Origin of the sequence: Chryseobacterium sp. Chry.R1 (assembly GCF_039645525.1) — a bacterium.
Lineage (GTDB): Bacteria > Bacteroidota > Bacteroidia > Flavobacteriales > Weeksellaceae > Chryseobacterium > Chryseobacterium proteolyticum.
Map to the genome: position 1 here is coordinate 3804466 of NZ_CP151793.1, position 25314 is coordinate 3829779.

At 40.6% G+C, this 25314-nt stretch carries 14 protein-coding genes; 2 read left to right on the top strand and 12 right to left on the bottom strand.

Annotated elements, in window-relative coordinates:
• Positions 1-8 precede the first annotated feature (8 nt).
• The 4 genes from AAEU33_RS17085 to AAEU33_RS17100 are packed head-to-tail and all read right to left on the bottom strand — an operon-like array spanning position 9 to position 6915.
• Positions 9-1118: an endo-1,4-beta-xylanase gene (locus tag AAEU33_RS17085; RefSeq protein WP_345989102.1), complete on the bottom strand. Its 1110-nt coding sequence runs from the start codon at positions 1116-1118 to the stop codon at positions 9-11.
• A gap of 9 nt (positions 1119-1127) precedes the next feature.
• Positions 1128-2573, bottom strand: coding sequence for an MFS transporter (locus AAEU33_RS17090; RefSeq protein ID WP_345989104.1), 1446 nt, complete (start codon positions 2571-2573; stop codon positions 1128-1130).
• A 28-nt stretch (positions 2574-2601) separates the two neighbouring features.
• Complete coding sequence (locus tag AAEU33_RS17095; RefSeq protein WP_345989106.1) at positions 2602-4506, bottom strand: sialate O-acetylesterase; 1905 nt, start codon at positions 4504-4506, stop codon at positions 2602-2604.
• A gap of 21 nt (positions 4507-4527) precedes the next feature.
• On the bottom strand, positions 4528-6915 hold the full coding sequence (locus AAEU33_RS17100) for a glycoside hydrolase family 127 protein (RefSeq protein ID WP_345989108.1): 2388 nt from the start codon (positions 6913-6915) through the stop codon (positions 4528-4530).
• A 514-nt stretch (positions 6916-7429) separates the two neighbouring features.
• Between AAEU33_RS17100 and AAEU33_RS17105 the strand changes: the two genes are divergently transcribed.
• Complete coding sequence (locus AAEU33_RS17105; RefSeq protein WP_345989110.1) at positions 7430-8116, top strand: NUDIX domain-containing protein; 687 nt, start codon at positions 7430-7432, stop codon at positions 8114-8116.
• Between the two features lie 646 nt (positions 8117-8762).
• Positions 8763-10481 (top strand): RICIN domain-containing protein, encoded by a 1719-nt coding sequence (locus tag AAEU33_RS17110; RefSeq protein WP_345989112.1) that lies wholly within the window; start codon positions 8763-8765, stop codon positions 10479-10481.
• A 79-nt stretch (positions 10482-10560) separates the two neighbouring features.
• On the opposite strand, the gene AAEU33_RS17115 is transcribed toward AAEU33_RS17110, so the two are convergent.
• From AAEU33_RS17115 to AAEU33_RS17150, 8 genes are all read right to left on the bottom strand, one after another.
• Complete coding sequence (locus AAEU33_RS17115; RefSeq protein ID WP_345989114.1) at positions 10561-12288, bottom strand: sodium/solute symporter; 1728 nt, start codon at positions 12286-12288, stop codon at positions 10561-10563.
• 3 nt (positions 12289-12291) lie between these two features.
• A complete protein-coding gene (locus tag AAEU33_RS17120) occupies positions 12292-13449 on the bottom strand; it encodes an aldose epimerase family protein (RefSeq protein ID WP_345989116.1) in 1158 nt (385 codons plus the stop codon).
• A gap of 27 nt (positions 13450-13476) precedes the next feature.
• Positions 13477-14973: an L-arabinose isomerase gene (gene araA / locus AAEU33_RS17125; protein WP_345989118.1), complete on the bottom strand. Its 1497-nt coding sequence runs from the start codon at positions 14971-14973 to the stop codon at positions 13477-13479.
• A 39-nt stretch (positions 14974-15012) separates the two neighbouring features.
• Entirely contained in the window at positions 15013-15723 is a 711-nt protein-coding gene (locus AAEU33_RS17130) for an L-ribulose-5-phosphate 4-epimerase (protein WP_345989120.1), read from the bottom strand.
• Between the two features lie 33 nt (positions 15724-15756).
• Complete coding sequence (locus AAEU33_RS17135; protein ID WP_345989122.1) at positions 15757-17457, bottom strand: ribulokinase; 1701 nt, start codon at positions 17455-17457, stop codon at positions 15757-15759.
• A 128-nt stretch (positions 17458-17585) separates the two neighbouring features.
• Positions 17586-19574 (bottom strand): alpha-L-arabinofuranosidase C-terminal domain-containing protein, encoded by a 1989-nt coding sequence (locus AAEU33_RS17140; protein WP_345989125.1) that lies wholly within the window; start codon positions 19572-19574, stop codon positions 17586-17588.
• A 52-nt stretch (positions 19575-19626) separates the two neighbouring features.
• Positions 19627-22260, bottom strand: a complete 2634-nt coding sequence (locus AAEU33_RS17145) for a glycoside hydrolase family 3 C-terminal domain-containing protein (protein ID WP_345989127.1) — start codon at positions 22258-22260, stop codon at positions 19627-19629.
• Between the two features lie 295 nt (positions 22261-22555).
• On the bottom strand, positions 22556-25294 hold the full coding sequence (locus AAEU33_RS17150; protein ID WP_345989129.1) for a T9SS type A sorting domain-containing protein: 2739 nt from the start codon (positions 25292-25294) through the stop codon (positions 22556-22558).
• Between the last annotated feature and the right edge of the window lie 20 nt (positions 25295-25314).

Sequence of the window (25314 nt, forward strand, 5' to 3'; positions counted from 1 at the left end):
TATTGATTTTAATTTTTCTCTGCCAGCTTTATTATTTTTTGTACTACAGGTTTTTCCTGGTCTTTCCTGTCAAACAGTAGCGGATAATCTGTTCTCCCTTTTACCGGGAAATCGTTTTTCCAGGATTGCTTATCGGTAACTCCCCATAAGGTTACCCTTCTTATTTTATCTTTATGTTTCAAAAACAAGCTAAAGAAATTGAGATAACGCTTTTCCCATTTCACTTCTACTTCCTTGGGAAGACCTTGGGTGTAAGGATTCATTTCTTTCTGATAGGCAACCGTATCCGAAACATTGGCAGAGCTTCCCCACGGAGAAGGCAGCGCACTTATTTCCAGTTCTGTTATATTAACTTTAACTCCGGCATTGGAATAATCTACAATTGCTTTTTCATACTCATCCATAGAAGGGTTATCCATTCCGACGTGAGACTGCATTCCCACCCCATCAATGCGGATACCTTTTGATTTAAGTTTTTCAACCATTTTAATGACTGCTTTTACCTTGTCAGGATACCATTCATTATAATCGTTATAATATAGTTCTGCATTGGGATCGGCCTCCTGTGCATACTGAAATGCCAAAGGAATAAAATCTTCACCCAGGATTTCGTAAAATTTACTTTTTCTGTAGGTTCCGTCTTCCATAATGGCTTCATTCACCACATCCCATCCTTTTACTTTCCCTTTGTAACGGGAAACTACCGTTGTAATATGGTTTTTCATGCGTTGTTTCAATACTTCCGGAGAGACATCCTTTCCATTTTTATCTGTAAAAAACCATTTTGGAAGCTGGGAATGCCAGACTAACGTATGCCCGATGATGAACATCTTGTTTTTTATTCCAAAATCGACAAATTTATCGGCATCGTCAAAGAAGAACTTCCCTTCCTGAGGCTGAAGGAACATAGATTTCATGCAGTTTTCAGCAACAATAGAGCTGAATTGGTTTCTGATGATGGCTACCGCTTTTTTATCTGTACCGTCAATCTGCGGAAGACTCATCGCCGTTCCGATGTAAAATTTATCCTGAAATGCTTTTTTTAAAGTACCGTCAGACTTCTGCGCCGACAGACCGGCAGCGGTAAGAGCCGCCAAACCTAGTAAAATACGTTTCATAGTAATCGTTTATTTTCTTCTTTCAGCCAGATCTTTTTCAATCTGAACTTCCATTTTTTTGTTGATTTTGTAGAATAAAAGCAGTCCGCAGGCAATGAAAAACGGTATGGATGGAAATATGCTCACAAGCATTTTCGCTCCTGCAGCCACTGTTTCAGGCTGAATAGCCTGTTCGCTCCCGTGTACTGAAATGTATCCGTATTTCCCAATGATCAAAGCGACCAATGAGCTTCCGATGCTGAGACCTACTTTTAAGCCAACCATCATTGCGGAAAAGATAATAGCCGTTGCCCTGCGGTTGTTCCTCCATTCCGAATAATCGGCAACATCAGCAATCATGGCCCACAAAAGCGGCGTACTGATTCCGTAAAAGAATCCGTGTAAGATCTGTGACAAAAACATCACTTTTACTGCTTTCGGAGGGTAAAATATAAACATCAGGATGAACAATGTAGAGATAAATAATGAAGCAATAAAAGTATCACGCTTTCCAAATCTGTCTGCCAGCCTTTTAGAGAAAGTAATCCCGACGATCATCATGACAATTCCTCCTGCATTAAATAATCCGAATCCCGCAGACTTTGGATCTTCTCCGAAGAAATTCATCCCTGCAGAATTAAAAAATGCGGTAATGGGTGAGATAAAGCTCTTCAGGGCATTTTCATCCACATAGTTGTTAAAATAATATACATAAGATCCTCCTTTCATAGCCAATGTGATAAATATAAATGCGGTCACGGTAAGCATAATAATCCACGGTCTGTTCTGGAATAAATCTTTTAAATCTTCTTTCAGACTTGATTTCTGCTCCGGCTTGGGAATGATTCTTTCTTTGGTCGTAAAAAAAGTAATCAAAAGCATTATGGATCCGATCACCGCCAGCCATGTCATAACAGTTTCAATTCCCTGAGCTTTATCTCCGTGTCCTACATATAAAATGATGGGAAGCATAAATACCTGTACAAAGAACTGTGCAAACATCACGGCTACAAAACGGTATGAAGAAATACTGTTCCTTTCTCCCATATCTCCCGTAATAACACCGCTCAACGCAGCATACGGCAAGTTATTGGATGCGTATAATAGCAACAATAATGAATAGGTAACCGCTGCATAGATCATTTTACCCTGATAAGAAAAGTGAGGCGTGCTGAAAGCTAATAGTGCTGCAATACCAAGCGGTACGGCGGTAAATAAAATCCATGGACGAAATTTTCCCCATCGTGAGCTTGTACGATCCGCCAGTGCTCCGATAAGCGGGTTAAAGCCAAACCCGGCAATTAAACCTACGGTAAGGGTGATGACAGAGGCATCTTCTGCCTTGAGTCCGTAAATATCCGTATAAAAATAGGTTAAGTAGGTTACCAGGGTCTGAAAAACAAGATTGGCTGCCAGATCTCCCAGGCTATACCCTACTTTTTCTATTACCGATATTTTTTGCGGTTGATTATCCATTGATTTTAATAAGGTTTTCTATGTTAAATTAATTTTTTTCTGTTGTAAAAGGTGAAGCAGGCAGCCCATTTTTGTTTTTAAGATTGCCGTCCGGGTTGTCTGCCCAGTCGTAACGTACATTGACAGGGCTGGTGACCTGGTCATTCCAGACAATGACTTTACTACCTTTTGCTTCTGCTTTGGCCCATTGGTAGCTGCCATCTTTCTGCTGTATGGCAAAACCTTTCAGTTCTCCCTGTACCAGATCATCTGTTCCGGGTTTAAAGGATAAAATAATGGTATTCCCTTCTGTTTTCATGGACTGATAAACGGGTCCGTCTGCAATAATCTTTTTACCTTCCCCAATTTTCAGGGCTTGTAAAGCCAATCTGTCACCTACTGTTTTTTTATTCAGCGGATGAATATCGTTCCATTCTCCTAAATCAATAGCTACTGCAAGCCCTGCGTAAGGAACATTGAGGGAAACCTGTCTCTGCTGCTCTCTCAGCTCAGCCCAGCCACTATCCAGAGGTTCATCTTTTTTCTCCATGAAATTAGCCAGCTGCACAATCAGGAAAGGCAAATCATTCTTATTCCATTTTGAACGCCAAAGTGAAATCATTGTTGATAGCAAATCTCCATATTCTTTAGGTTTTCCTGTATTGCTTTCACCCTGATACCAGATAAATCCTTTGATGTTATAATTGATCAGCGGGTTAATCATGGCATTATAAAGTCCTAACGGTTTCCACCGGATAAAAGTTTGTCCGGGAGCCATTTTTTCCATTTTTGCTCCTATTTTATATTTCCACTCGCCTTTAAGATCTGTTTTTTGTCCGTCAATTTCGAGGTAATACGGTTTATCGGCAATAAACTGCCCCTTCCCGCTTCCATTGATTACTCTTACGGTAATGATATTCTTTCCTTCTTTTAAAACGCCTTTGGGAATATCGTACCAACGTGGCGGATATTCATAGGTGACATTTCCTACTTTAATTCCATTGATGTAAGTAACATCAGCATCTTTTATCCTTCCCAGATTCAAAAATGCTGTTTTCTGATCCACTCCTTTTGGAAGAATAATTTCTTTGCGGAACCATACCGAACCGTCAAACGAGCCTTCCTGATCCTCCCACGATCCCGGTACCACCATGGTTTTCCATCCGGAATCATTCCCATTGTCTTTCTCCCAGTGCTGGCTCAGTCCTATATCACTCTGATCAAGCTCTGCATACCATGCTTTGCTAAGGGACCGTTCCTGAGATTCTGTGGTTTTTATCAGGTCATCATTTTTCCATCTTTCTGCTTCAGCCAGATATTCCGGATATTTTCTCAGTGAGTTTTCATCCATCCAGGCCTGAACCGGAGAGCCTCCGAGACTGGTGTGAATGATTCCTACCGGAACTTTGTTTTTTTCATTCAGTTCTTTGGCAAAGAAATAGGCAACTCCTGAAAAAACAAGAATAGTCTGAGGGTTGGTACTTTCCCACTTCCCGCCGTCAAGATCATTTTGAGGCGCTTTAAAATTATATTTCTGCGGGACAGTAAAGAATCTTATATTCGGATTATTGGCATTTTTAATTTCATTTTCATAAAGAGGTGTCAGCCTGCGCATCGGAAGTTCCATATTGGATTGCCCTGAAGCCACCCATACATCTCCAATAAGGATATCCTTAAGGGTGATCTCATTAATTGTCATGCTATATGGACCACCGGCATTAAGCTTTGGAAGCATAAGGGTCCAGTTGCCATTCTGATCAGCCGTGGCATGATAGGTTTTACTGATAAACTTAACCGTAATTTTTTCTCCCGCATCTGCATATCCCCAGATTTTCAGATCCTGGTTCCTCTGAAGGATCATCCCGTCCGAAACCAAAGCAGGGAGCCTTACTTTTGCATGAAAACTGCAAATGGCTGCCAGAAAAAATAATAAGTATAGGGTTCTGTTTTTCATGGGAAAAATCTGTTTTTATTTTTAGTTCAGCTTGTATTGCTTTTCGTATTTTCCTTTCAGCAAACGGACTTCGATGATTTTAGCGGTCATCAATTTTTCATCTGCCAGGAATTTTACCGTTAGATGTTCTTTATTCTTTTCTGAATCCGGTATCGGAACAACCAGATATTGAGATAAGGCTCCGGACTTTCCGTTCAAATTCTGAGTAATGATGTTTTTACCGTTGATTTCAATATTCAGTACTCGATTGGCATTGGCATCAAAATAAAGCAGGTAAAGGAATGAAGCATTTTTTTCGTTATTTTTCATCTGATAGCTAAACCAGCCTTTGGCATCTCGGAAGTGCCGGTCTTCCATATAGCCTGTACCAGAGTCTTTGCTTTCTATAAAATGATCTGATTCCGGCTGCTGTTCTCCTAATTGGATTCTATCAGTTGTGATGACATCCAGTTCTTTGGTTTCCGATTCCTCTTTCGCCTTCTGTTTCAGCATATTTTCTATCCCGTTTTTGTCGGCCTGCGGCCAGTACAGAATATATCTTTCTGCCTGGATACTGTAAAACGGTACAAGCTCTAAACCTTTCCCGAATTTTTCCGACGGATAAAGCCCTGTAACGGCAAAGTTGAGCGGTTTACTGTTCAAAAATGTAACATGGCTAAGCACCTCGGAAGAATTTCCAAGGATAACTGGAATTTCGTTTAAAGGAATCTGCGGACCATGAGCAATATGGCCGCCTCTGCTATCGTCCGCAAGAAGTCCCTGCTGGCCTTCGGTTCCATATTTTGCAGCAAGCACTACAGGTCCGTATTTAAATGCATAATAATTGGAATGGTCAGGAAGTTGTTCTGCAGAAAGATGCATCGGCAAAATCATTTTCACAACATCTCCTTTTTTCCATCTTTTAGTCAGTGTAAAATAGCCATCGGAACCTCGTTGTACTTTCTCCTGTTTTCCGTTGATCAGAATTCTTACTTCCGAGGCTGTGGTCCATTCCGGACATCTTAGTTTTAAACCAAATTCTGATTTTCCTGCGGCATCAAAGATCAGTGTTGTTTCAGGAACTTCCGGGAAGTTGTTCACCTGACGAACTATGACTTTTTGCTGTTTCCAGGTCAATGTGGAAGGAATAAACAGGTTCACATATAAATCCTTATCCGACCGGGCATAAATCATTTCCCCGTATTTGGCATGATTTTCCATCCCCGATCCTACACAGCACCAGAAGCTGGTCTGAGGCTGTGAATAAACACGATAGTATCCGGGACGCATCGGGGTAAAGTACACGAAGCCTCCCTGTTTATAATTTTCCGTGGAAAGGATATGATTGTATAATGCTTTTTCGTAATAATCTATGTAATAAGATTCGGGCAGTGTTGCATAAAGCTCTTTGGTCAGCTTCAGCATATTGTATGTATTGCAGGTTTCCGGACCTTCAATACTTTTTATCATGCTGCTGAAATCATTGACAGGGTTAAAATGCTCACTGACACTGTTACCTCCAATAACAGACGATCTTTTCTCGGTAATATTATGCCAGAAAAAATCAGCGGCATTACTCCATGAAGTATTATTTTCAAGATCAGCAATGCGTTTGTAGCCGATTACTTTTGGAATTTGTGTATTGGCATGAAGACCTGTAAGCTTATCTTCTCCCGCCAGAAGAGGATTAAGGATAGCCTGATGGGAAAAGCGATGAGCCAGTTGCAGATATTTTTTTTCATGGGTGATATCGTAAACATCCGCAAAAACTTCGTTAAGTCCTCCATGCTCACTGCGCAGCATATCCTGCATCTGTTCATCAGAAAGGCCTGACACTTCATTCAGCATCCAATCCGTAAGTCGGATCAACGTTGTCTTTGCTTTTTCACTTTTTGCATACCAATAGGCATCGCGTAATCCTGCATATAACTTATGAATATTATACAAAGGAACCCAGCGATCATTCAATCCAAAACCTGAGGCGCGTATATTCCCCTGCTTTATTTCTTTCCAGATCTTTTTCCCGTTGGGAACCCCAGAAATGTATCCGTCCGGAGAGGCTTTCTGGCATCGTTCCAGCTCACTGATCATATAATCAATCCTCTGCTTGATTCCGGAATCACCTGTGGAAGCATACATTAGTGATAGTGCAGAAATGTAGTGTCCTCCTATATGACCATCTAATCCGGTGTTTTCCCAATTGGGATAATTATCAGCTTTTGGCTTCAGCCGGGCTTCCTTAAGATAGGGAGCCAGCAATCTGTCCGGCTCCATCTCCATAAGGTATTTCCGGTCTGCTGTCATGGCTTTATTGAAAACACTCTCTGATAACCTTACAGTTTCCAAAGGGAAATAATGAATTTTCTCCTTTACCTGCGCTGAGGTAAATGAAGTGAAACACAATAAAATAACTGAAAATTTTGGTCTCATGAATAAATGTTAATTCAACATTTCTAAAATAATGGAAACAATCTATATACGAAACTTTTTTTGAGTCTGTTTTAGTTATTTTATTATTTAAAACCTTTCACAAAGCCCGGAAAATAAAAGAAAAGCCACTACCTTATCATAAAAAATAAGATAATCAATTCACAGAAAAAGAAAACTTTGCAATCACAGGATTCCCTATGAAAATGAATTAAGAATACGTTTTAATAAAAATTTCAATAATATAGTGAATACCTTATCGTATTTTTAACGTTAAGCTATTTTAATTAATAATAATAAGTGTTAATTCTAATTTTAACACAATTTTAACATTAAATTCATATACATTTAACTGGATTTCATTGCTATTTTTCATTTTTAATCCCAGTTTTAGCTCCCAAAATACCTTTGTAGAATCGTTTTAATAAAAATAATGATTCAGATTTAAAAGTGTAAGAATTACATTTGTATAAGATCGTAAGTATAAAAGTTTTACCTTTGCATCAAAATATAAAAGATGACTGAGGATTACTCCCAATATCCCAAACACCTGGTTGCTGTTGACTGTATTATTTTCGGTTTTGATGGCGAAAATCTTAAAATCCTATTGGTAAAAAGAAATTTTGAACCCCAGATGGGCGAATGGTCCCTCATGGGTGGATTCATTGGCAGTGAAGAGACATCCGATGAAGCGGCCAACAGGGTTCTGTATACATTAACCGGTCTTGAAAATATTTATCTTGAACAGCTGAAATGTTATACGGAAATTAAACGTGAGCCTACAGCCAGAATCATGTCAATCTCCTACTATGCATTGATCAATATTGAAAAAGATATTCAGATCAATGAACAGTACAGTGCAGAATGGGTTGAGCTTCAGAAAGCACCGGACCTTATTTTCGATCATAACGATATGGTAAAGGATGCGGTAGCCAGACTGCGGAGAAGAGCTTCCACCGGACCTATCGGCTTTGAGCTTCTTCCTGAGAAATTCACCATGAAGGATCTTCAGAATCTTTATGAAGCCATTTTTGACGAAAAATTCGATAAGCGTAATTTCACAAGCAAGATCAATAGCATGGATATCCTTGTCAATACCAATAAAAAGGATATGTCCTCATCCAGAAAAGGTTCTTTTCTTTACCGCTTTGACGAAAAAAAATACACCAAGAAAATATCGCGCGGGTTTATGTTTAAAATGTAATTGTTTTTGATATGATGCAAATCATCTATTTTAATATCTATACCCTGCACCTTTCCACAAATCTTCTATGACCTTAAGATAAATGAAATCTCGTTTTTTACGGGATTTTTTTTGAGCTAACCTGGAAATTTCAGCTGGCAAATAAACATTTGCGCCTTTTTATAGAAGTATCATAAAGAAAATTTATGATAAGCTTTTCTATTTTCCCTTTCAAATAAAACAATTATAACTATTTGCCAATTATTATATTTATGATATTATTTTTTTATGTTAATTTTAACTAAAATACTACCATATATTTAAATAAATATGTATTTTTATACAAAACTAACAACAATAAATATCATTTATTTGAATTTTCGTCATATCATGCTTCATGCGTGAAAAATGGAGAAAAAGAGAATAAGGGTTTTCATATCTGAAACCTGACAGAGATAGTCCTGTCATTTCCTCCCCGTGATTAATGCCGAAAAACCGCAACAGATTATAACACTTTGAGATAAGCAGTTTTTAGTCAATACGCCCTGTCCAGTCAACTATCCCATTAAGATTTAAAAAAATCGAGTATCTGCCTGATCCTTCTAAGGGTAAAGAGGAAAAAATCGATCACCAAAAACAAAATTAATAACCCTTTAATATATAAATTATGAGAACAAACACAATGTGGCTATTTATGGCCTTTCTGTTAACCATTCTTTCGGGCTGCTCCCGGATGGAAAAAACTTTACAAGAAGAACCTGAAAACAATGTAAGCGCCAATGCCAGTGCAAGGGCATTGGCAGCAACTCCAATGCTGCATGTTGGAGGCAGATACCTTAAAGACCCTTGTGACAATAACGTTATCTTACATGGGGTTGCCATAACCCCCAGCCCCTGGTTCAATGGATGTCAATATGGTGCGAATTCCGGCTACTGTACCTGGGATAATTACAATGTACAGGGTGCTCTGAACTACAACAAAGCTGTTATGAACAAGCTCAGCAGTGCTTCCGATGGCTGGTATCTCAATTATATCCGCCTTCATATTGATCCGTATTGGACCAATGATCCCGGACCGGCTATCCCGGAGAACGATATCTCAAGATTCAATTACAGCCGCCTGGTTACCTACACCGATCAGGTAATTATCCCACTGATCAACCATGCCCGCAGTCTGGGAATGTATGTCATCCTTCGCCCACCAGGTGTATGCCCAAATCGTATTGCAGTCAATGATGCGTACCATAGCTATCTGAAGACCGTATGGACTTTTCTGTCTCAGCATCCCGGATTAAAGAATGCTGACAATGTGATGTTTGAATTAGCCAACGAACCTGTTGAGATTCTGGGCACAAATGGCACATGGGGATCGACAGGAAACGAGCACTTTGCAGCACTTAAAAACTTCTTCCAGCCACTGGTTAACATCATCCGTAACAACGGGGCTAATAATGTTTGCTGGATACCGGGTACAGGCTGGCAATCGCATTATCAAGGCTATGTCAATAATCAGATCACAGGAGGTAATATTGGCTACGCTGTTCATATTTATCCCGGTTACTGGGGTGGTCTCAGCAACTATCAATCCTTTCAGAACGCATGGAATGTAAACGTTAAGCCGATTGCAGACATTGCACCGATCGCCATTACCGAAACCGACTGGGCTCCACAAGGATATGGTACCTTCGGCATTGGTAATACCGGTACGGCAGGCGGAAGCGGATTTGGTGCCAACTTAAAATACATCGTGGATCAATCCGGCAATGTAAGCTGGAATGTTCTTGCCCCGGATAATCTCCTCCACAAAGGCGATCCTAATGCGGGAACAGCCTACAACAACGATTGGGAAGCCTGCGCTGCCCCGGTTAAACAGTGGTTTCAGCAATATGCATCCTCCAACTACCCCGTTGCCAACTGCAACACAAACAGTAGCCTGGTTAATAATGGTATTTATGAGATCGAATTTCAGACTGATGCCAACAAAGTAGTTGATCTGAAATCAGGAGAAGACGCCAATGGTGCAGTATTAAGGCCATGGACAAGGAATGGCGCTGCTGCCCAGCGATGGGTTGCCATTGACGCAGGTAATGGCTACTGGCGTTTTGTATCCAAAGCCAGCACAACCAATCGTTGTATTGATCTGGCCAGCAATAGTAATACATTGGGAACTTCGATCAGGCTTTGGCAGAACTATAGTAATGACGCACAAGCCTGGCAGGTAGTTGCTGTCTCTAATGGTTATTACAAAATACTATCCAAGGTGGATCCTACACGCGGCTGGGATATTCCCAACTGTACCATGGATGGTAATTCAAACTTACATCTTTGGGATTATTATGGTACATCCTGCCAGCTGTTTAAGTTCAAATTTATTGCAATGAACTAAACGTACATAACCAATTCTAAGATCAAAAAAATAGGATGCTTTTTCAGCATCCTATTTTATTTGTTATGTATAATAATTTCTACCAAAACCTTACATATAAAGCAGTCAGTAAAAGCAGTGTCATTACGATCAATACTAAAGTTCTGTTGTCCACTTTAAACATCGTCACATCAATGGCAAAAGCTTTAGGGTTTACTTTCGGACCTGCAAGACTGATCAGGATCATCACGATTATCGTGATAAAGAATGACCATCCCATATTGATCAGGAAAGGAATCTCGGTAATGGTATGAACTACACCATTCTCCAGCTTTTCATAAGTGAATGCAGTATACAACCATGTTTCTTTCCCGAAAATCTCTACAGCAAAACTGTTGAAGAAGATCGCCAGTACAAAACCTAAAATAACCCCTACCAAAGCTGCTGTACCCGTTGTTCTTTTCCAGAACATTCCCAGAAGGAACATGGCAAAAACTCCAGGACTGATAAAGCCTGTATATTTCTGGATGAATGTGAAACCTCCTTCACCTCCAATTCCTAAAACGTCTGTCCAGGTAAAAGCCAATGCAACCATCATGGCAATAATAATGACCCAACGGCCTGTTCTCACCATCTGGATTTCGGTAGCATCTGTTTTAAGGTATTTTTTATAGATATCCAGCGTAAAAATTGTTGAAATACTGTTCACTTTTCCTGCCAGTGAAGCCACAATCGCTGCGGTCAAAGCGGCAATAGCCAATCCTTTCAATCCTACGGGTAAAAATCCTAATATTGCAGAGTAGGCTCCGTCTTTTACCCCGTTGAATCCCGGAAGGTGTCCTTTTGAATATAAAACATAAGCGGCAATTCCCGGAAGCATTACGATCACAGGCATGAATAGTTTCAGAAAACCGGCAAATAAAATTCCTGTTCTTGCTGTCTTCAGGTCTGCCCCTAAAGCTCTCTGAGTGATGTACTGATTACAGCCCCAATAGTTCAGGTTAACAATCCACTGACCGGCAAAATACATTGCCAAACCAGGTAATACGACATACTTCTGTACATCCAGATTCTGAGGCATTGCTAACGTAGTTGTGGTCGTTGTTGGTTTTTGAAGAACCAGCTTAAAGTGCTGCGGAGCCTCATTAATCAGGGTATTAAATCCTGCTAAAGCATTTCCTACAGCCGCTCCATTGATTCTCTGGTCCACAATCTGCAAAGCCATATACACCGTTGCAAAACCGCCGATAATAAGGACAGCCACTTGGATAACGTCTGTATATCCTATCACTTTCATCCCCCCAAGACCAATCAGAAGAGCCATAAGCAAAAGACCGATCATAATGCCGTGAAGATGTTCACCTCCCAGTAAAGTATCAATGGCAAGAGCTCCAAGGTAAAGAATGGAAGTAAGATTCACGATAACATACAGAAACAGCCAGAATACGGCCATGATGAGTGAAACAGATTTGTTATACCTTCTTTCCAGAAACTGGGGCATGGTATAGATCTTATTTTTAAGATAGATTGGAATAAACCAAACCGCAATAATGATCAGCGCAAGAGCAGCGATCCATTCGTAAGCGGCAACAGCGATTCCTACAAAGAAACCTTCACCACTCATTCCAATAAACTGTTCAGCAGAAATATTGGAAGCAATTAAACTGGCCCCAATAGCCCACCAGGTCAAAGATCCTTCCGCCAGGAAATAATCTTTACTTCCTGTAGATTCGGATTTCTTCTTTTTATAGATCCATAATCCGTAGGAAGCTACCACTACGAAATAGATCAGGAATATGATAATATCAATAGTTGCTAATTTTCCCATAGTTTACTTTTTAACGGAGAATTTATAGATGGTTTTCGACTGGTATTTCTGCCCAGGTTTCAATTCTGTAGAAGGGAAAGAAGGCTGGTTCGGTGAATCCGGAAAATGTTGCGTCTCTAAGCAGAATCCTGTTCTGAATTCATTTTTACCACCGGTTTTGGTATCAAATTTTCCGTCAAGAAAATTTCCGGAATAAAACTGCACACCGGGTTCATCTGTGAAGACTTCCATCAGTCTTCCTGTTCCCTGATGATAAACTTTGGCGATGCTTCTTAATCCTTTTCCATTCAGAATCCAGTTATGGTCATATCCTTTTCCTTTTTTCAGCTGATCGTCGTCTGCATTGATATCTTTTCCAATCGGTTTTGATACCGTAAAATCAAAGGGAGTTCCCTTTACAGCTTTCTGTTCACCCGTAGGAATCAAGGTTTCGTTCACCGGAAGAAAATGATCTGCATTAATCTGTAGTTCATGATCGGTAATCGTTTTAGTAAAATTCCCGGACAGGTTAAAATAAGAATGCTGGGTAAGATTTACCACTGTAGGTTTATCGGTCTCAGCCTCGTAAGAAATTTCCAAGGCGTTATCATCTGTAAGCGTGTAAAAAACAGTTGTTGTTAATTTCCCCGGATATCCCTCTTCACCATCTGCACTGGTATAAGATAATTTTAATGTCGGAAATTTTGCATCTTTTACTGCCTCAATATTCCAGAACCTGGTATGAAATCCTTCTTTTCCTCCGTGAAGGCTGTTGGGACCGTCATTTTTATCAATTTCGTATGCTTTACCCTCCAGTGAGAATTTTGCATTGGCAATCCTATTGCCATATCTTCCGATCAAAGCACCAAAATAATAAGGGTTGCCATCGAAATATCCTTCGGGTTTTGTAAAGCCGAGTACCACATCTTCATATTTCCCGTTTCTGTCTGGGGCGGTTAAAGAAGTGATAATTCCACCAAAGTTGATGACTTCAACTTTCATCCCGTTTTTATTGCTCAACGTGTATTTTTTAATAGAATCGCCTTTTGGCGTAACTCCATAGTCTGAAGTATGAACATTCTCCATTTTTCCTGAAATATCCTGTTTGTTATTTTCTTTTCTGCAGCCGAAAATAATTAAAAATAATAAAATAAAAATGCCATTATGTGTTGCTTTTTTCATAATTATTTACATATTTTTTAAAATTAATTAACGATAATACATTTCATTCCAACGAAGTGTATTTTTAAAATCACGCATTCTGGTATCTTCATCAATGACTAATGATTCAATTCCTGCTATCTCAGCAAAATCTTCCAGCTGCTCTGCTGAAATATTTTCACTGTAACATGTATGGTGTGCCCCTCCTGCCAATATCCAGGCTTCTGCTGCCGTATATAAATCAGGAAGAGGTTTCCATAAAACTCTTGCTACCGGAAGTTTTGGCAGCTCTTCTGTAATTTCCAATGCTCTGGTTTTGTTGATCAGCAGTCTGAAATGGTTTCCAAAGTCCATCAGGGCAGTGTTCAGAGAATCAATATTTCCTCTGGAGTTAAAAACGAGACGAACGGGATCTGCTTTTCCTCCGATTCCCAGCGGATGGATCTCACATGAAGGTTTCCCGGCTGCCAGCACAGGGTCTACTTCCAGCATGTGGGAGCCTAAAATAGAAGGGTTAGAAGGATCAAGATGATAGGTATAATCTTCCATAAAGGCATTTCCACCTTCAAGGCCCTGTCCCATTGTTTTCATGGCACGTACGAGTGCTGCGGTTTTCCAGTCTCCTTCCCCGGCAAATCCGTATCCTTTCTGCATCAAGCGCTGTACGGCAATTCCCGGAAGCTGTTCCAATCCGTGAAGGTCTTCAAAGGTATCTGAAAATCCTTTAAAACCTCCGTCTTTTAAAAATTTTTCAAGTCCCAATTCAATTTTTGCTGCGGTGTGAAGTGAACTTCTGTGGGCCCCTCCTTCCAAAAGAGAGGCTGCCATGTGATAAGAAGATTCATATTCTTCCATAAGGCTTTTTATTTCTCCTTCGCTTACAGAATTGATAACGCCTACAAGGTCACCGATTCCCCAGGTATTGACTGAAAATCCGAATTGAGTTTCAGCTTCCACTTTATCTCCATCTGTAACGGCTACAAACCGCATATTATCTCCGAAACGTGCAAATTTAGCTCCTTGCCAGTCGTCCCAGCCTGCAGCAACGCGGCTCCAGTCACCGATCTGTTTCTGAACTCTTTCTTCTGACCAGTGCCCCACCACTACTTTTCTGTTCTTTCGGAGCCTGCTTACCATAAAACCAAATTCACGGTCTCCGTGAGCTGCCTGGTTAAGATTCATAAAGTCCATGTCCATGGTAGACCACGGAATATCTCTGTTGAACTGGGTATGCAGATGCAGAAGAGGTTTCTGTAAAATTTTTAATCCCCTGATCCACATTTTGGCTGGTGAAAAGGTGTGCATCCAGGTGATAACTCCTATACAGTTTTCTGCATGATTGGCGGCTGCAATAGTTTCAAATATCTCTTCGGTAGTTTTTACCGTTGGCTTTACAATGACTTTTACCGGAATGAAAGAAGATTTTTCAAGTTCTTCCACAATTTTCTGAGAGTGTTCTGCCACCTGGGCAAGTGTTTCAGGTCCATAAAGATGCTGACTTCCTGTGATGAACCAGACTTCTTTGGTATTGAGAGATGTTAACATAATTTTGTTGATCGTTAATAGTTGTTTATGTTGAAGTGTTTAGTGTTTAAATTCCTGTCCGTAATAAGCATTCTTGCCGTGCTTACGTTCATAATGTTTTTTGATGAGTGAGTCTTTCAGACGTTCCGCATCAGGATTGATCTGCCTGGTGAGATAAGCCATTTCGGCAATGGTTTCCAGCACTTTGCTGTTGTAAACAGCCTTCTCTGCGTTTTTACCCCAGGTAAACGGACCGTGATTACCGATCAGAACCATTTCTACTTCTTCCGGAGAGAGTTGTTTTTCTTTAAAGCATTCCAGAATCTGTATTCCTGTATTGTATTCGTAGTTTCCTTCAATCAGCTCATCCCGCATAGGTGGAGCGCAGGGAATATCTGTTGTTAAATGGTCTGCATGGGTGGTCCCGAAAACAGGAATATCCATTTGTGCCTGTGCCCACGCCACGGAATAGATCGCATGAGTGTGGGAAATTCCACCGATGTTTTCCCAGTTTTTATACAGATAAGCATGGGTCTTGGTATCGGAAGAAGGTCTGAGCCTGCCTTCAATGACATTGGCATCAAAATCCAGAATCACCATATCTTCAGGCTTTAAAATTTCATAAGGGACACCGCTTGGTTTAATGGCAAAAATGCCTTGATCACGGTCTACAGCACTTACATTCCCGAAAGTATAGACCACCAGCTTCAGGGCATCCAACTGCATATTCGCTTCATAACATTCTCTTTGGAGTTCTTTATAGGTATTCATTTTGAGTATATTCAAAAGGTTAAAATGGGAGAATCAGGAGTTCTGAAGTTCCTTCCTGTTGTTTTTCAGTTTGGTATTGTATTCTACAAAATCAGCGAGATTCTGGTATTGCTGCATTAATTCTCTGTAGAGCTGTACTTCTTCCGCTTTCGGCTGGTATTCCGCTTCAAATGCGGAGCCCATTTTCATGCTTGCTTCCTGTACGGTCGGATAAATTCCTGCTGATACAGCTGCATAAACAGCAGCACCCAAAGCGGGAGTCTGATCTGAAGCAGCTACTGCAATCGGCATATCCAGAACATTAGCGAGAGTCTGCATGATAAACGGCGATTTCCTTGCTACTCCACCGATTCCGATCACTTTATTGATTTTCACACCTTCCTCTTCAAAACGGTCAACAATCTTCTTAGCTCCGAAACAAATAGCATTCACCAAAGCTTTGAAAATATGAGGTGCTTTTGTTCCCAGAGAAAGCTGGCTGATCGCTGCCTTAAGTTCCTGGTCTGCATCCGGCGTTCTTCTTCCGTTAACCCAGTCCAATGCAATCGGAACAGTATCTGAAAGAGGAATTTTTTCTGCTTCAAGGGTTAGTTTTCTGATAAGTCCTGCCTCCATTTCATCTGCGAGCTTTGTCTTCTGTTCATCTGAAATATTTTCGGAATGCATCATAACCTGGTGAACCGGCCACATCAGGATATCTTTATACCATGCCAGCACATCTCCAAAGGCTGACTGTCCTGCTTCAAGCCCTATCAGTCCTGGAATTACGGAACCGTCAACCTGTCCGCAGATTCCTTTAACGGTTGTATTCCCGATAGCTTCCTGTGAGGCAACCATAATATCGCAGGTAGAAGTTCCCATGATCCTGATCAGGGTATTTTCTTCCACCCTGGCTCCTACTGCGCCTGAATGGGCATCAAAAGTTCCTACAGTAATAATGGTTTGGGTGGTAAGACCGGTTTTTGCAGCCCATTCTTCATTCAGGTAGCCGGCAACTTCATCTGAAGTATAGGTTTCCCTGTATAATCTTGCTCTGAGCATTCCCAGAGAAGGGTCAAGCCTGTTGAGGAATTCTTCGGAAGGCAGACCATCCCATGTCTCATGCCACATGGCTTTGTGGCCAGCTGCACAACGGCTTCTTTTAAAGGTAGCCAGGTCTTTATGATCTGATAAAAGGAAAGTCAGATAATCACAGTGCTCCATCCAGCTATAAGCAGCATTTTTTACCCCTGCATCCACTCTGCTGATGTGCAGTATTTTGGCCCAGAACCATTCTGAAGAGTAAATACCGCCTTCATATTTTGTATAATCTTCTCCACCCCAGGTTCTTGCAAGGGTATTGATTTCTTCAGCTTCGCGGATAGCGGTATGGTCTTTCCATAAAACCATCATGGCATTCGGATTCTCTTCAAATCCCGGAACCAGTGCTAAGGCTACTCCATCACTTGTTACTGGTAACGGTGAAGAGCCTGTAGTATCAATGCAGATACTAACGATCTGCTCTGCCGGTATCCCGCTTTCTCTTACAACTTCTGAAATGGTTTTCTCCAGACCTTCAATATGATCTGAAGGATGCTGTCTGAAACTATTGGCTGAGGGATTACAGAATTTACCTTCTTTCCATCTTTGATAATAGCTGACTGAAGAAGTTATTTCAGAACCGTTTTCAGTGTCAATAAGAACGGCCCGTACGGAATCTGTACCGTAGTCCAGCCCGATAACATATTTTTTCATGGTGGTGAAACGTTTTTGATTATTGAGATTTTAAATTCTCGTGATGAGATAAAAACAAATATAAGATTCTATTTTAAATAAATGTAAAAAACACACTTATTTTTCATAAATATATGTCTTACAGTTAATTATTTTGTTTTCAACTTTAAAACCACTAAAGAATTGGCGGGAATTTCCGTTGAAATTTCCCCATTTTTGGCTTCAGAAATCTCTTCTTGAGGTTTTATGGGCTCAGCATCGAAACTATTTTCAGTAGAAAGCTGTGGTGCAGACAGAAGGATTTTGGTTATTTTCTTACCTGTTTTCAGAGTTCCGGGTTTAATATTAACCGTTTTAGCCTGAGTATCAGTATTAACTATTTTAATAATAATCTCATGAGTTTTGGCATCTTTAACTGCCGTAGCGTATAATTTTTCCTGGCCGGATACCGCTTTTCCGTTTCTCTCTATTTTCAGTACATCCGTTCCTTTATTGTTGGAGAATAATTTCTGAACATAATAATTCGGGGTTGCATAAGATTTCAGATTATTGAACCAGATAAGGTCAGGTGTCCACTGCCAGCCATCAGCATGGGCAAAAAGCGGTGCGTAGGAAGTCATATAGACCACATCTGCGTTTCTTTCAAGACCGGTCATAAAAGCGGCTTCTGAAAGGGCCGTCAGCCAGTTGTTTTTATTATCAGGTTTTACCACACCTACAGATTGGGCTGCATATTCTCCGGCAAAAACTTTTGGTCCGGAACGGTCATATTCGTCATACCTTCCGGCATTTTTCATGAACCATTCGGGAGAGTTGTAATAATGCTCATCTACAATCTGCGCATTAAGCTGCTTCAGTTCTTTCCAACCATATTCAAAGAACTCGCCATCAGGTGACGGCCCGCTTCCGGAGATGATCTTAATGTCCGGATATTTTGCATGAATGGCTTTTTCAAATACTTTATAACGTTCGATATAATCTGCTCCCCACTGTTCATTTCCCACTCCGATAAATTTTAAATTAAAAGGTTTCGGATGTCCCATTTCAGTACGGATTTTACCCCATTTTGTTCCGGAACCTCCGTTGGCAAATTCAATCAGGTCCAGGGCATCCTGAACGTAGGGATCAAGGTCTTCCATTTTCACCAGTTCTGCCGTATTGAACTGGCATGCCATTCCACAGCTCAGAATAGGAACCGGTTCTGCACCCAGATCTTCGGAAAGCTGGAAATATTCATAAAATCCTAACCCGAAAGACTGCCCGTAATCCGGTGTAAGCCGATGTGGAAATCCTGTACTCCATTTATTGATAAGATATTCGCGGTCTGCAACATTTCCTATTGTTTTTTTCCACTGATACCGTTCTGCCAACGTTCTTCCTTCTACGATACAGCCTCCCGGAAATCTCAAAAATCCTGGCTGCAGATCATATAGTTTCTGAACAAGATCTTTTCGTAAACCTCCTTTTCTGCCTTTCCAGGTGTCTTGCGGGAAGAGGGAGATCATATCCATGTTTACGATGCCGTTTCCAGTAAATGTAATCCGCAGTTTTGCTTTTTCTACAGTTTGAGGTGCTTTGAAAACGGCTGTATACTTCTGCCAACCCTTTCCTTTGATGAGCGTGGAAACTGAAGAAATTTCCTTCCCGTTTTCATCAACAAGACTTGCATTTACTGCAGCAATATTTCCTGAAACATTCTCCAGATCAAAACTGAAATCATATTGTTCTCCCTGATGAAGCCCTATTCCCCTGAATCCTTCATTTTCCAGAATATAGTTTTTATCATTGAGAACGGTAATTCTTGCATAATTTTTATTGGTTTTGGCAGGTTCTGAATAAATGGTCAGAAATCCGGAATCCAGATTAGGAGAAAGTGTTTTTGTGTTGGGCTGTTTCCAGCCTGTAAATGGCTCGTCAAATTCAAAGCTCCGGTTTTTAATCAATTCAGCATACAATCCGCTGTCTGCGGCAAAATTGATGTCTTCAAAGAAAATCCCGTACATAGTGGGCTGTATTTTAACAGGAGCAGGGGTTTCTTTCAGATCCAGGTTAAAAGTACGAACCGTATTATTCTGAGCCGAAAAAAAAGCAGCACTAAGGGAAATCGCGATGGAGAATATTTTATTTTTTGTTGTCATAGATCGTATATTTTGAAGCTAAAGCATGTCTCAATTTGTCCTGAATCAATTTTTATTTTACTTTTAACGGAATACTTTTTAACCCCGCATCATCAGAAGTTCCGCCATAAAAAATGGTATAGTCACCAGGTTTTGAAACCAGATCATCTGCTTTTTCATCATAGAAGGCAAATGAATCTTTAGAGAGCGTCAGCTGAATATTTTTTGTTTCTTTAGATTTGATTAAAGCTCTTTCAAAAGCCCTTAACGTTTTTACCGGTGCCTGGCCATCATGATTTCTTTTGATATAAACCTGAACGACTTCTTCGCCATCCCTTTCTGAAACATTGGTTACCGGAATTGTGATGGTCACATTTTCGTTGGTACTGATCGTATTTTTGCTCAGCTTTGAATCTCCGTAAACAAATTTTGAATAACTCAGGCCATGCCCGAATGGATAAAGAGGCTTTTCCGTCATATAACGGTACGTTCTCCCCTGCATATCATAATTTTCAAATCCTTCGTGTTTGCTTGTCTTTGAAAGAGCGTTATCCAGCTGTTCAAGGTTTTTGTAAAAGGTAATGGGTAATTTTCCGGAAGGGTTATAATCCCCTGCCAAAACATCTGCTACAGCAGTTCCTTCTGATTGTCCACCATACCAGGCATTTAATAAAACATCGTAATTTTTCTCATCCTGTTCCAATCCCAGAGCACTTCCGGTGCAAAGAACAAAAACAACAGGTTTTCCGGTTTTTCTAAGCTCCGCCAACAGGTCCCTCTGGACTTTAGGAAGGGCAATCGAAGTTTTGTCACCGCCTTTGAAGCCTTCTGCATTTACCATCATCTCTTCACCTTCCAGACTTGGAGAAAGTCCGCCTGCAAAGACAATGACGTCTGCATTTTTCACCTTTTCCCTCACCGAAGCAAAATTAACAGGGTCTTTTCTGTAGACTTCAAAGCTGATGCTTACATATTTTCCTTTTTGTGTATGACGCAGTTCTATCTGGTATTCTTTTCCTTTTTCCATTTTTACAGGAAACTCTGAAGGATGTCTTGCATCAGGTCCTTTTCTTGTTGCGATTTCTTTTCCGTCCACGAAAAGAGTATAGATATCGGAAGTGGAAGCAGAAAACACGACCTCTCCTGTGTAGGTACTTTTGAAAATTCCTGAAATGATGGCTGAGGTATTTTCTCTTCCTACATTGGGTGCAAGCTGGGTTCCTCCAAAGCTGTTGTAGCTGATGGCAGTGGAATTTACGGAAGTATTTGCCGGCTGGCCTTTGAATTCATTGTTATTGAAAAACGTTACTTTCATTCCTTTCGAGCCGTTTTTCTGACTGATGAAATTCTGATAGAGTGACGTTCTGGACGAAGGATCTGTTACTTCGCTTCCTTTTTCGTAAATAATTTCAGCATTTGGAAATTTGGTTTTGATTCCGTCTAAAATCGTTACAATGGAAGAAGGCGTTCCGTTATAATTTCCTAACTGCATCAATCCGTCATCGGCATTTGGTCCTACAACGGCAATTTTTTTAATACTTCTGCTGAGAGGCAGAATATTCTTTTCGTTTTTCATCAGCACAATTGACTTTTGTGCCATTTTCAGTGCCTGCTTTTTATGATCTTCAGAATCGACTACAGAATACGGAATGGTATTCCAGTGAACGGAAGATTTCGGATCAAGCATTCCCAATTCAAACCAGCCTTTCAGGATTCTGCGCATCGACTCATCAATATCTTTTTCGGTAATCAGTCCGCTTGCCAGAGATTTATTCAGGTTGTTATAGGTATCTCCGCATTCCAGATCCGTAGAATGTTTCAGGGCATCTGCCGCGGTTGTTTTTTCGTCAGGATGGGTGCCATGGTATTTTTTCTGAAAGAAATCGGCCAGTGCCCAGCAGTCTGAGACTACCATTCCGTCATACTTCCATTTTCCACGGAGAATTTCAGTAAGTAAAGTATTGTTTGCACAACATGGCTGCCCGTCAAAAGCATTGTAGGCACACATTACTTCTCTTACATTCCCTTCCTGAACCAATGCTTTGAAAGCGGGAAGATACGTCTCATATAGATCTCTTTTAGAAATTTCTGCGTTATAAGAGTGGCGGTTCCATTCCGGTCCGCTGTGTACCGCAAAATGTTTGGCGCAGGCGTGGGTTTTAAAATATTTCGGGTCTTTTCCCTGCAGGCCTTTTACTGCAGCAACCCCCAGAACAGATGTCAGATAAGGGTCTTCACCATAGGTTTCCTGGCCTCTTCCCCATCTTGGGTCACGAAAAATATTGATATTGGGTGTCCAGAAGGTCAGTCCTTCGTACCGCCCTGTTTTTTGAGCCTCATCAAAAGATCTGTTGTATTTTGCCCGTGCTTCATCAGAAATCATTTCAAAAGTTTTAAAATGCTCCGAAACATCCCATGTGGCAGCCATCCCGATTGCCTGAGGAAAAACAGTGGCTGTTCCTGCTCTTGCCACCCCGTGAAGTGCTTCATTCCACCATCCGTAGGCAGGAATTTCCAGACGGGGAACTGCCTGGGAATTATCCATCATCATTCCTATCTTTTCTTCTGTGGTCAATAAAGAAAGAAGGTTCTCTATTCTTTCATTAACCGGAAGCTCCGGGTTTCTGAATGGGTATTTATAATGGCTCTGGGCAATAAATAAAGGTGCTGCCAGTGTTGCACATAGGATTAATACAATTCTTTTCATAGGTAGTATGGTTTCAATAAAGTCCGAAAAAGGCTGTGGATTTTGTGATTAATCATTTTCAAACCACTGATTTCACAGATTTTTACGGATAATTATGTTTTCATTCTTATTATACACAAATTGCCAGTATTATTCAGCAACAATGCAATGAAAAACAAATATAACGTTCTATTTTAAATAAATGTAAATAATACACTTAAATTAAGAATAAATCCTACTTACTTTTGGTTTTCATCTACCAAATTGTAGAAATAAAGCCACCATAAGCAGTGCTCATGATGGCTTCGGATTCAGTTTACTCTTTGATAAATTTTTGTTTTACGACTGTATTATTTTTTTGAGTAACCTCAATAAAATAAATACCAGCTGGGAAATCTCCCACATTAATTTGGTTTTTCCCTGGATTTATTTTCATTCCGGATCTGATGATGCTTCCTCTTCCGTCAAAAATGGTGGCAGCAGCTTCTGAAAAGTCAGAATCAATGAAAAGGTCTGCTTTTACCGGATTAGGATATATTTTCACAGCCTCTTTTTTAGCTTCAGCAGAAATATTTCTGGTGTTTAACGATCCGAAGTTTAAAGGGAGAACGTTGGCAGAATAGGTATTTTCTTCTGTAAGATATGCTTTGAAAGATCCCATTGCAGGCTCACTTCCTGCAGTTATTTTATAGAAGCCTGTTACTCCGTTTTCTGTTTTCAGCACATAAGCATTCGCCGGAACTTTGATGCTCTGATAAACCCCGTTCATTTGATTGACCGTGATTGCTTTGGGTGTGGAAACATTTCCTGAACCGCTGAAAGTAATATTCCCTGTCGCATTGACGATTACCGGAGTGTTTGCAGGAATGATTCCGTTTGAAATTGCGGTACAGCTGATATTATTGGCATTCGGAGACATCAGATAAGCAGTAACTCCGGAAGGTATATTAGCCTGGAATGGCAGGATCAGCACATCGTAACCATTAAATGTACGGCTGTAAGAAGCAGCATTGGCTGTGAAGTTAAACGGCACCTGAAAATCCATACCCTGACCGGAAAGGACAAGATTGGAACAAGCTGTACCTGAAATCACATTATTGGCAGATGAACTTATGTTTGAATTCACATAATAAATGCTGTTAGAGTTAGCACTCATAGGCTGCCAGTTATTGGAGGAAGTAACTCCTGCTGCATTTCTGAAGTCTACAGAAGTGTAGTAGCCATTTTCCAGTGCATCCATCAGATAGCTGTCGCTTGCGGAATAGGTCCCTCCGAATTTTGAAGCAATTTCATTACCCACATTGAAATAAACATCTCCCAGATTAATTGTAAGCACAGAGCTGTAATTGGAATTTCTCAGTCCTAAAATTCCTTTGCATCCGTCTGTAAGCACCTGCCTTGAAATATCTAAGGTGATATCGAAGTTTCCTCCCTGCGGAAAATTAATCTTGCCGTAATTATATGATTTCGTTACGCCCTGACTGTTGATGTAATATAAAGTCGTATTGTCTGAGTAACTTTGTCCCGCCGTCGTATAGCTGTTTACATGCAGAATCAGTTTATTGTACCGGTCATTAAGCTGAAGATATCCGTTAGCCGCAGTCATATTATTACTGATAAGAGGACTTGGATTGGAGAACGTCACTGTTGTATTGCTGATATTGAATCCTGTCCCAAAAGCTGTACTGGTAGCCGTTTGTGTTTCAATTTTATTATAATGAATATCACCGCCTGTCATGAGAGAAGCAGGTCTGTCACCACTTTTGTTAAAAACGAAAGTCATGACACTGGAAGGGCTGATATCAGCAGTAGGACGGAATGTTGCCGTACTCATAGTGATAGGAGTACTCGCCATATTGGATTGCGTATTGGTCAGTACTTTTGTTCCTGAAGTCGTGTAAAAAGGCAGATCAACTTTTAAACTATAGGAGTTCTGAGAAGGATTAATGACCATAAGAACAACCTGATTACCATCCTGCGAAATATAGGAAGAACCCTGTAAAACACCTGTTTTGTCATCCCATTTGGCTTCTATTCTCGTTTTTCCTGTTGTATATTTGGCATAATGTGAAAGGATATAACCTCTTTTGGTCATTACCCCTGAAGGAGTTCCGTAAGTTCCGTCCCCCATTAAGCCATAATACCGTTTGGCAGAGTAATGAATCCATGCATTGATATTACCTAATAGTGCATTGTTGACACTGCTGGCAAAGGTAAATGCATCGGTATTCCAGCTGAAATCTCTTGCCGGCTGTGTGGATGAAGAGTTCCAGTTGATCAGATATTCTGTCTGCCAGATTTCTTTGTTGTAATTCTGGAATTGTTTGTAGGTAGACTGCATAAGTCCGTATTGATGCCCGCCATACACTTCAAAATTGGCCATTGCCGCAGGATCCAGCAAAGCACTGGCAAAATTATCCGTAAATCCCACACTTTCCGGGGCAATCACTTTACAATTGATAAGCTGTCCGTAATTTTTGATGAAGGTGGTAATTTGCGCAGGAGTCCAGATACATCCCTGATACTGTGCCATTTCATCCGGTTCATTTTGAATGGAGATATAATCGAGCTCTACTCCGTTGTTCTGGAGATAGGTAACAAAGCTGTTAAGATAAAGGGCATAATCCTGATAATTTTCCGGCTTTAAATATCCCACCTGCTGTACTCCGTTCGCATCAGTATACACTGCATTCACATGGTTATTGGTTTTCCAGGCTGCGGGCATGGTCCAAGGCGAAGCAAAAATGGTAAGCCCCATAGATTTGGCGAGTTGCGCTGTAGCCAGTACGGAACTCCAGTTGCTGCTGTTTTCGGGAATATACAATCTCATAATATTATATCCACCTTCACTGGAAGCGCCCCAAAGCGTCTGAATCTCTGAGGTAGACATATGGTTATACGCAAACTGGGGACTGCAGACAAATCCTCCGAATCCTTTTATTTTCTGATAAGGAATATTCTTATCAATTTTTACAGTTGTAAGCTGTCCATGAAGCATCAGGCTGCAAAACAGAGCTATAGAATGAATGGTTACAAGACTTAAAATTTTTTTCATAATGGTTTAGTTTTAGATAG